Consider the following 10,420-nt stretch of genomic DNA (forward strand, 5'->3'; position numbering starts at 1 on the left):
ATTCCCAAAAATTATTTTTTTATTTAAAAATCGAATCCTTCAGCAAATCTGCAAGGCTGGTCAAATAATTAAAGAATTACTTAATACAATTTTATAATTTTCTCTTTATTTTGCCTATGTGTTTCTTAGGGTTTTTTTACGTTTGATGAAAGGGCGGTAAACGGCATAAAACCCCGTATTCTCATAAGATCTGTAATGAAATTGTTTACTAAAGTTTCCGTGCAAACTATCTTAAAAAGTCACAGGCTTGCCCGACGTTGAAAACATTTTCTTTAGAATATATTTACAAAGTTAAAGAGTTGGTCGGGTGAACTCGGCCTTTTTTAGTAACCCCAACAGGAAAGTTCAGGGTACAATCTGGAAGAGTTGTATTATATGTAATACTTTTTTGTAAAAACTTCATACTAACCGGTTACAGGTACAAAAAGGCTTATTTTTAGAAAAATCTGAATAAGAAAGATACGGAAAAAGACTTTTTGAAGTGGAGATAGGCTTGCCCTCATACCACCGGAAAAAGAGAACTTAATCACTGTAGTTGATACCACAACCTGTTCGAGCGAGCAGAACTGCTCTAGTATGAGGGTGTTCTCTTCGGTAGGCTTCAGTTTCTCCTTCTGTAGGACTGTCCTTTGCTCCTAGATTAAAAGCCTCGCAAACAGGCTCATGCTTGCCTATAATTGAATTTTTAAGTTATTTTTTCCTGTTTTACGAGATTACTGTATTTTATTCAGAAATCCTGAAAATAAGATAGCTACATTTTAATGTAAAACGTAGCCATAAAGCAATGAGAAAGGAATCCAGAGAAAAAAATATCTCGGTAGTTCTCTCTACCGAAAAAGTAGATAGCTCCCTGTTCTCTTATCTCACTACAGCAATGCGATTCATAGGTTCTGGAGTCACCGGAGAGAAAGCTGCGAAGTAATTGACGAGGGCATCTCTAACCAGAGGACCTTCTGTCCTATTGACCCCTTCCTTAAGAACAAATAAATTATAGCTTCCATCAGCCATGCGGTTGTTAACTGTTACGCGGTAAGGACTGCTCGGATTGATAGAAGTGCCGTTTATCTTTATACTGGAGATGTTGATCATATTGCCCATGGGGGCGCTTTCGTTCCAGGTATAGCTAAAGCCTTTTGAGATCTGCAGTATACGCGGAGTTGGGTTGTCGATCTGTTGCTCCAGCAAAGTGTCTATCTGAGTGCCGTTCAAGGTCATTGTGACTAGGCTGATTTCAGAGGGCTGGACGCTGAAGGCCTCGCCATAGGTGATCTGACCGGGCAGTTCATTGCCGCTTTGTTGAGTATATATCAGATCAGCGCGAATGCCTCCAGGGTTTGCGAAAGCTACAACAGCACCGCCATTGCTTGGGTCAGAGGTAGCATAGAGCTGAGCATCGGCTATGAGATCGCCCAGAGCAGATTCACCTGAATCACTCATTACTACTGTAATATCGCTCGTAATGTTACCTATCACCCGGTTTGCGAGGGCTGCAATCTGAGAGTTGTATTCATTGACCAGTTCAGTTACTTCAGAATCTTTAGGGACATCTCTGGATACTATAATATTTCTGGATCTTTCTTCGATTACATCATGAGTTTTGTTGCTTATTACCAGATCGATATCCGTGAGTAGATTACCTGCCGAGTCGGCTTGTGTCACTATGCGGCCGTCAATATTGGCATTGTAGGCCTGATGGGTGTGGCCGGTGATGAATGCATCTACTTCGGGATCGGTGGCGTTGACAACATCTACAATGGGACCACTCATATTCAGGCTCTCGTTATATAGTCCCTCTTGGTAGCCACCATCGTGTATAATCACCACTATGGTTTTTACGCCCATATGCTTCAACTCTTTGGCATATTTGTTAATGGTTTCAGCTTCATCCAGGAACTTAAGTCCCTTTACTCTGGAAGGAGTCACTATAGAAGGCGTATCTTTCAGGGCCACTCCAATGAATCCTATGGGTACTCCCTGGACGCAGGTGATTTTATAGGCAGGGAATATTGTGGCATTGGTGCTCTCATTGACGATGTTCGCAGCCAGATACTGGAAATGTGCTCCTTCAAAAGAGGAGTTATTCAGGCAACCGTCAGTCGGATGGCAGCCACCATTTTGAATGCGCATGAGCTCGTTTAACCCATTATCCAGCTCGTGATTGCCCACGGCCGAAAAGTTTAATCCTATAATGTTGAGGGCTTTTATTGTTGGTTCATCGTGGAATCGAGATGAAATAATCGGACTAGCACCTATATTGTCTCCGGCCGAGATCACGAATGTATTGGGGTTCTCAGATCTGAGTTCTTTTATATGAGTTGCCAGGTATTCCGAACCCCCGGCATCGACACGTATGGGAGCACCGGTCTCATTATAGTCTATAACCATCTTGCTGATGGGAGGCTCAAGTTGGCCATGGAGATCATTAATAGCCAGGATCTGGACTTCTATCGTACCTTTATCAGGTTGTGAGGCCCCCAGGCCGCTCAGTGAAGCAATAGAGACAAGCATCACTAGGAATAAAAGGGCGAAGTACCTGTTGGCTTTATTTATTGCAGAATTGCGACTTTTTGACAATATACATCCCTCTTTAAGCACTCGATATCTGTTTTCGATCAACTTTCCATCGGTAGATACACTGTGTATATATTGTTCTAACGTGTGTTCCAACTCATGTTATATAATTATTTCCTGAAGTGTCAAGTGTCGAAATTCGGTTCCGTTGCAAAAAATCTGGCTCCCTTGTAAAATCAGAAAAAACCTTCACAATTAGGAAATTTAATCATTTTAAACGTTTTATGTTAAAATGTTGGGGTTCAAAAATAATAGTAAAGAAAGAAGGCCTCTTTCAGGTCAGGCCTGCAGCTGCCAGGATAATTTTTTATCTCAAAAGGAAAGATAGGTAATCTAAAAAATATTAGATCACCCTTTAAAAAGGTCCCGACTTTTTTGCAATAACATTCGGAGAGAACATAAACAGTTTAAAATAACAACAATAAAAAATGATTTGGGCAATTGTTGAGAAAATAAGCCTGTGCTTGAAACTAAATTTTTTGGACTTTTTCTCACACTAAAAATTCCAACATTTTAGGGTAAAACGTAGCTATTCTTTGCTTTTAACAGTGGATCGAGTTTTCTATACAATAACTCCTTGATAATCATGATTTTACAGAACTTCTGGTATACTACCAAATACGAAAAATCTGTTTTTTAGGTATCAAAGTGAGGCTATAAATCATTTCACGAGTCATTCAAACTATGAAACAATCCTAATCCAATCATCAAGTAGATCCTGATATTTCACAGCTTGCTTTTTTATTCTCTAGCTCTTCAGTGTATCGTTGTGATATTTTTCTTTCTTCAAAGTTGCCTGTTCTTGTAATTATCTGAGATATGTTTATTTCTGCAAAGTCTAAGCCGTCATTTCCTCTCAAAATGTATACTAGGGTCTGGTTGAATGGTTTTCTAGGTGAGCCGGAATGAGAAAATATAAATTCAAATATCATATCTTCTGTTTCTGTCTTGTTGGTTATATGCATATTTTTCCTTCTTATTCTCTTATGTACTTCTCAATTTGTATGTGGTATCCGTTACGAGTTTACGAGACTTTGAGGATATATTTAATAAAGAAGTCCTAAGTTGTCGAACTCTTTCCTGACGATCCGCATACCCTCATCGCAATCCTCCGGAGTTTTGCCACCTGTGATTACCAGCTTGCCAGAGCTGAACACAAGCACTACGACCTTGGGAGCCTCGACCCTATAAATGAGCCCAGGAAATACCTCTGGCTCGTATTCGACATTCTCCAGACCAAAAGCTATAGCAATGGTGTTCAGGTTAAGGGTTGTTTTCAAATCAGCACTAGCTACAATGTTCTGAACATGAACTTCAGGGTCTGGATATATTTTATCGAAGCCGATGTCCTTTAGTGTATTAGCCAGAGTGATTATGGCCGCATGAGCGTTCTCGATGCTCTTAGCTCCAGTGCATACCACTTTTCCGGAAGTGAAAATTAGAAAGGCAGCCTTTGGATTCTCAATTCTGTAGACGAGGCCGGGGAACTTCACTTTGTTATATTCTGCGCCTTCCAGCCCAGACTCCATCATTTTTACCAGGTCGAAATCTTCTGCCAATGCGGTGGATGCCACTACGTTCTCTAGCTTTACTGTGGATTCCATATAGCACTTATTTTAATGTTCTATAGATCTGATTGTCGGTTTAAGACACAAAATGGTTCCGTTGCAAAAAATAATGGGAGGAATTTATTGAAATAAGTAGAAATTTAAGAGTATACATTATGCCAGTAAATGCCTTTAAATGGAAGCACTTTGTAGGTGAAATAGTTGTGTTGCAAAAATTTTCTTTTCGCACATTTTTTGGCTGATATAATTGGTTAATTTCCCTAATTGTGAAGGTTTTCAGTAATTTTGTAAAATAGCCAGATTTTTTGCAACGGAACCAATCTCACGACAAAAAATATCAGGTCTAAAGCCTGCCTTAAAGCTGACCTGAAAATCCGGGAGAAACAGTTATAGCTGCTTCAACTCCTGTGATCTTCCTTATTTAAATCAAATCGTAGGCTGAGATTCGCTTAAACCTATTTCAGTCCCTGGAGCAGGGGCATCAAAAAATGGAATATCTGCACCGGGAAACCAGGCTTCAAGGAAACTTAACAGCTGATATTTCAGGAAAACTGCAAAAGGCACATTGATTAAAAGCATGATTCCAAGGAACAGCAAAAGTTCTANNAATGATAAAAGGAATCAGGAATATCCAGCTCATAGGATCCGATACGAATGATGTAAAGATGTAGTAAAGAACTACGTCAATAATTACGAAAATGATCCCCAGAGCCACCAATAACAATAGGAAAAGAATTCCGATAAGTATTCCCACTACTAGTCCAAGCACAAACCTGATAACCCAATAAACCAAAACTTGCTGCCAGCTTTTCCTGAAATTTGCAAAGACCAGCTTCAAAGATGCAATGAGTCCTATGTTCCGGTAAATAGAAACGGGAATTGCAAGACTTATAAAAGAACTTATTATACCCATAATCAAGCCAAGCGCAATTAGTACACCAATGAACCAGACAAATTCTCCCATCAGAGCAAACCAGGAAAAGTCTGAGGACGTTTTCATGATGCTGGAAATTAAAGGCAGTGCGGCTATTCCCAGGAACACAAGAGAAATTATTAGCAGAACTAAACGCACCAAAAGAAGGTTGAATCCCCTTCCCAAAAACTTCCGGGAATAAGCCCATAATTTGACCTCATTTTTTACCAGTGACTCAACAAAAACAAATTCCATAACACTGGAAATGTAGAAAAATAACAGGAAAATAAGAATCAGGGCAGCAATCAAAGCAATCAATAATCCGTACTCGGAAAAAGAAGTAATGAGAGAATTAATACTTTGTGGAATGTACCCATGAATTAGGTCAGAACCGAGAGTAGTAGTGTTTCTTAATTCTTCAGGACACATTGTATAGTTATTGCCTGAACCTGTGTAATTTGAACTACCGCTGCCTACGAAAAAAATAATGATTGCGAGTTTTACCCACTTCCAGAAGTCAAAAGGTTCAAAAAGAGCTCTTCTTGCCCTTAAAACAGCTTTATCTATTGCATCTATTCCGTACCAGTTCATGGTATAGAATTTTTCTAGGAGAATAAATAGTTATTTCAGACAGTTCCGTTGCAAAAAATCTTTTCTAAGGATACTACTGGGCCCATATGAGCGGATTTTATAAAAATCAAAACTACGGCGTTTTTTCGCTATCAAGAAACATTAAGAAATATGCTTATGTGTTTCTTATACTTTTTTCGCATTAACGTTATGGGGTTATTGATAGGAAAAAATTTCTACCAAAAAAATGGAATGAGCTTTCTGATGTTTGATTTTCGCATATGTATGGTTTTTTGTATTCCATAGTCTCTGGAATTGATTTTAACTCAAACACATAGCAAACTTTAACTGATATCGTTTTTATTTGTTGAGTAAACAAACTCAACGAATTCGCTAGATTTTATTTATAAATGATCTGAGATATTCATGAAAAAAGGTGGAAACTGTAAGGAAGGATATTACTCTTTGCTTGTTAATTTACGAATTTCTTCCGTTATCTGGTTTTTTATGCTGGTTTTTACTCTCTTTATTTTCTTCCTCTTCCATTTCTTTCCTGAATTCTATATAATCCCTCTCGACTTCTTCTATCTTTTTTTCCATTTGTGACCTCCATCCAGTATTAGCAGGTCACACTCTATTTATATATTTTGGAACAATTTAGTATTTTTATTTAGTCATTCAAATTTTACCTCTAAGAATTCCCCACTCTATAAGTCTCTTTTTTATATCCCTCATTTCGTAATCAGTAAAAGAAAGGCTCTGGTAATGCCGTAAAGATGTAATGGGATCATGTCCCTGGCGACTGTATATCTCAATTTCCGGTATCCCTGCCTTTAGCATCCATGATTCTATTGTCTTCCTGGGAGTCTTAGGAGAAACCTTTGGGCTTATGCCAGCTCTCTCTGACCACCTGCTAAGGTTATCCCACCAACTTGTACGATCTGGCGGTCTCCTCCCCTCTGAAAATGCCTTGAATAGATAGGGAAAAGTCGAAGGTAGTTTGTCAATAGTTCTTTTTGGAGCTTTTTGTTTTACTTTCTTTTGTGCTTCTTTCGGTAGTATTATTTGATTTCGATCTTGGAAATACCAAAGCTGGTTCTTGTGTAGCCTTTGTAATTCTATGTATCTCAAACCTGTAATTGTATTGACTTCAAAGATGGGCTTAAACTTTGCTGGTATTGCTTTAACGAATCGATCATACTCTTCTACGGTTAATACTTTAGTACCGTCTGATGTCACTAATCCATTTTCCATTAAATTACTCCAAAAAAGTAAAATAACAACGTTATATAAATATGTTGGTGTTTCTGGGGTTTTCTCGCTCTAGCAAAACCCTATTTTTATTTACTTGCATCGTTTTCAATTCCTGCCATAAAGCCAAATACGAACCTTCTTTGTCAAAACGTTCGTATATAGAGTAATTATGTTCCGAACCTTTTTTTCGTGTAAATTCAATATCTATTTTTCTCATATTGGTAGATGTGATTTAATTGTTCTACTGTAGTAAGGTTGTCGATGTGTATTTAATTGTTATTATTCTAACGTAATCGCAATAACTTCTACCATCCTCTATTTTCCGTGACATTAGTGTATGTTAGATCCATGGTGTCTTAAAAGCATCAAAATGCCATCATAAGTCGCTTTGGGTATTTACCTTAAAAATACCAACCTATTATAATCTTGCATAGGGGGAATTTGATATGAGATGGCCTATGAGAAGATCATTTTCAGGTCCTGCACGCTGGGATCCTTTTGACGAGATTAAAAGGACGCAGGAACGATTAAACCAGCTGTTTGAAGATTTTATGCCAATGGAAGAATGGGGAGGAGGAAAGGTTTACACTCCTGCCATTGACATTAAGGAAGAAGAAGATAAGCTTGTAGTTACTATCGACTTGCCTGGTATCAATAAAGAAGATGTTCAAATTAATCTTAAAGAAGATATGCTTGAGATCAGTGCAAAGACCGGGAAAGAAAAAGAGACTGAAGAAGAGGGATACCTGTGTCGGGAGAGAGCATATACTCAATTTTATAGGGCAGTCCGCTTGCCTATGAATGTTAAGGAAAAGAGAAGCACTGCAAAAATGGAAAACGGCGTCCTGGAAATAACACTTGGGAAACAAAAAGAGGGAATTGGTATGACTGGACCATCCATACATCCTCCCCCACCTCCCCCGCCTAGAAAACGAGGAAGAGTATAGCAAGAAGAACAAAAATAGGAAAGAACCATCAGGTAATTACATCTAAACATTATGTTCGCCGACTTCTCAAAAATTTTAACTACAAATTTTGTTAATTCATTTCTGATGCCATCAGTTTTATTTGTCATAATATCATCAATAATATTCTTACCTTTAATTCCAGAAATGAATACGAAATCAATAGATAATAGTTCTTTATCAAGTGCTGGAGTTAATAACTCGACGAAAGAAACTTTTTTACCATATAAGTTACAAACTTTATGGGAAGATAAATTGGGATTACTGTCATTTACATCTTTTACACTGAGCATATTCTTACTTTTATTTAACAGACCGATGATTAAAATGCTTGAAGGCTATTACTTACTTTTTGTTCCTGGAATTTCATACTTCGAGCGTAGAAAGTTACGAAGACTAAATAAAAGTCTTGAAAGTACCCGAAGCAAACTCAATAAAATTAACTATAAAGATAAATATTCAGAACTAAATGCGAAAATTACAGAACTGTCTATTAGATTAAATACAGAGTTCCCATTTGCTTTAGAGTACATATTACCAACAAGTTTTGGTAACGCTATCCGTTCTTTTGAATTATATTCATACAAGGTGTATGGAATAGATGCTACATCCTGCTGGCCTCGGATAATAAGCTTTGCATCTGAATCACATCGGACGAATATAAATGATGCTAGCTCAAGAGTGGATTTTGCAGTAAATTGTTTGTATCTTACAACGGTAATTATTTTTGAACTGATTTTGATCTATTCATTAGAAATTATTCCTCAAATAACTTTTATTATATCTGAATCGTTTACTATTTTTGTACTAATTTGTCTGTGGAAGTATGCCATTATGTCTGCAAAATTGTGGGGTGATGAAGTAAAATCAGTTTTTGATCTATATCGTTATGATCTGATTACAAAATTAAATGGACTAAATGAGATAACACTTGAAAACATTCCACGAAATGAGAAGGAATATTGGTATTCGGTTGACAATGTTTTTTTATATCATACGAAATGGGAAAATGTTATTAAAAAAGATGAAGAAACTCCAAAAATATGAATTCAATTTTATAGGATTTGCAATCTAAAAACAAGTAAGTTAACAAAGAAAATAACCAATATCAGTATAATTAACTCGCTTGATATGGAAAATCGGCAGTGTGCTTATTTTTCTGTAAAATTATAAATCTTAAGAAGTTGGTATTTTGAAAATACAGTGTAGGGAGAACGAAATTATGCTCAGTACACAAAAGCTGGACTTCAAATTTACAGCAAATTCGCGACACTGCCGGAAAATCAGTTATCTGTATGTTTCTCTATCTTTTTTGCATTAAATAGAAGGTTTATCGAAGGAAACAAGTGTATTCTTAGATCATATGTAACATTTGGTTTTGTATTTGTATAGGTGAAATACGAACCTCCTATGCTAAAAAGTTCGGATATCAAAACATCCTGAAAATTTAGATTTTTTGCAACGGAATCGATCCCTTTAATATTTCTTTTTGATTAATATTAGTTTCGTAATTATATTTCTATACATATTTTATTGTTTTAATATTAATAAGCTCAATAAAAATCAAAAAACTGGAGGTAAAGATATGGAAAAGTGTGGAGTTTGTGGTGGCGATGTACCTAAACAACCATCGATTGCCAAAGATGGGACATGCGATGCGTGCCATAAGAAATTAGCTCTTAAAGAAGAAAAAAAGAAGTGAAAGTAATAAATGAATAATGAAACATCACCGTGAAAAGAGAAATTACAGAAATTCTTCATCGTTTAAATAGGATGAGAATTGCCTTGCCTTCTCTTTTTTTAGATTTTTGTGTTTTCGGAACATCGATATAGTTTTCTATTATTAATATACGAGTCAAATACAAAGGGAATGGTAGTAAGAAATTCGATTGACTGGATTGCACTTATACTTGTCATCGTGGGTGGATTGAATTGGGGACTTGTTGGGCTCTTAAATTTCGATCTTGTAGCTGCCATTTTTGGAATGGGGAACTTACTTGCCAGAATTGTATATATACTCGTTGGGATTTCTGCAGTTTATATGATTTATTCCGTCACTAAGGACATGACTTAAAATAAGAGACTTTTTATTAATTTCCATGCTTTGTTGATTAATATTGGTTCCGTTGCAAAAAATCTCAGAATAAGCATGTAAATCTACAGACAATGAACAAAAGTTAAAATATTCAAAAAGATTTATCAATAGAGCTTATCCAAAAACCAATTTTACTCCCACATCAATAAAAATTTCAGAACAATTTTCATGATCAAAAGCTCTATTGATTATTCCATATTCGTGACTCAGAGAAGTAATTTTGAGTTTTGGGATTAGCTCAAATAAAAATAAGGGGGACTACTGGGATTGGTTTCTTCCAAAATTACTCCTGTTTTTTCTCTGGCAGCGTTTGCAGTTATTCACAGCCTGACTGCGAGCCTGCCCTTCAAACGCCTCCTCATGCGGGGTCTGGGTTCCAGGGCAGATAGGTTGTATCTGCCGGTATATAGCCTAGTTGCAATGCTAACGATATTGCCGCTCGTTTATCAGCTCTACAAAAATCCTGGACGGGTTCTCTATAAAA

General features: G+C 36.8%; 9 protein-coding genes and 1 pseudogene. 4 read left to right on the top strand and 6 right to left on the bottom strand.

Annotated features, from left to right (window positions below; genetic code table 11):
* Positions 1–858: 858 nt before the first annotated feature.
* The 6 genes from BP621_RS01715 to BP621_RS01735 form a co-directional block, all read right to left on the bottom strand.
* A complete protein-coding gene (locus BP621_RS01715) occupies positions 859–2,574 on the bottom strand; it encodes a bifunctional metallophosphatase/5'-nucleotidase (protein ID WP_292387630.1) in 1,716 nt (571 codons plus the stop codon).
* A 704-nt stretch (positions 2,575–3,278) separates the two neighbouring features.
* Positions 3,279–3,536 (bottom strand): hypothetical protein, encoded by a 258-nt coding sequence (locus BP621_RS01720; RefSeq protein ID WP_292387631.1) that lies wholly within the window; start codon positions 3,534–3,536, stop codon positions 3,279–3,281.
* Positions 3,537–3,617: 81 nt separating this feature from the next.
* Positions 3,618–4,175, bottom strand: a complete 558-nt coding sequence (locus BP621_RS01725) for a TATA-box-binding protein (protein ID WP_292387632.1) — start codon at positions 4,173–4,175, stop codon at positions 3,618–3,620.
* 481 nt (positions 4,176–4,656) lie between these two features.
* Positions 4,657–5,643 carry a DUF7544 domain-containing protein gene (locus tag BP621_RS17300; RefSeq protein ID WP_422656668.1) on the bottom strand — a complete coding sequence of 329 codons (987 nt, stop codon included), beginning with the start codon at positions 5,641–5,643 and terminating at the stop codon, positions 4,657–4,659.
* A 456-nt stretch (positions 5,644–6,099) separates the two neighbouring features.
* Positions 6,100–6,222, bottom strand: a complete 123-nt coding sequence (locus tag BP621_RS01730) for a hypothetical protein (RefSeq protein WP_292387633.1) — start codon at positions 6,220–6,222, stop codon at positions 6,100–6,102.
* Between the two features lie 78 nt (positions 6,223–6,300).
* Entirely contained in the window at positions 6,301–6,876 is a 576-nt protein-coding gene (locus tag BP621_RS01735; protein ID WP_292387634.1) for a tyrosine-type recombinase/integrase, read from the bottom strand.
* 446 nt (positions 6,877–7,322) lie between these two features.
* Here BP621_RS01735 and BP621_RS01740 point away from each other — a divergent pair, with 446 nt between their 5' ends.
* From BP621_RS01740 to BP621_RS01755, 4 genes and pseudogenes are all read left to right on the top strand, one after another.
* The gene (locus tag BP621_RS01740) at positions 7,323–7,823 is read left to right on the top strand and encodes an Hsp20/alpha crystallin family protein (protein WP_292387635.1); all 501 of its coding nucleotides are present in this window, start codon (positions 7,323–7,325) and stop codon (positions 7,821–7,823) included.
* Positions 7,824–7,928: 105 nt separating this feature from the next.
* Positions 7,929–8,888 carry a hypothetical protein gene (locus BP621_RS01745; protein WP_292387636.1) on the top strand — a complete coding sequence of 320 codons (960 nt, stop codon included), beginning with the start codon at positions 7,929–7,931 and terminating at the stop codon, positions 8,886–8,888.
* Between the two features lie 823 nt (positions 8,889–9,711).
* The gene (locus BP621_RS01750; RefSeq protein ID WP_292387637.1) at positions 9,712–9,915 is read left to right on the top strand and encodes a DUF378 domain-containing protein; all 204 of its coding nucleotides are present in this window, start codon (positions 9,712–9,714) and stop codon (positions 9,913–9,915) included.
* A gap of 288 nt (positions 9,916–10,203) precedes the next feature.
* Positions 10,204–10,420 (top strand): annotated as a pseudogene (locus BP621_RS01755) (isoprenylcysteine carboxylmethyltransferase family protein); the annotation flags it as partial.

This window comes from Methanosarcina sp. UBA5 (assembly GCF_002505485.1).
In the GTDB taxonomy this organism is placed as follows: domain Archaea; phylum Halobacteriota; class Methanosarcinia; order Methanosarcinales; family Methanosarcinaceae; genus Methanosarcina.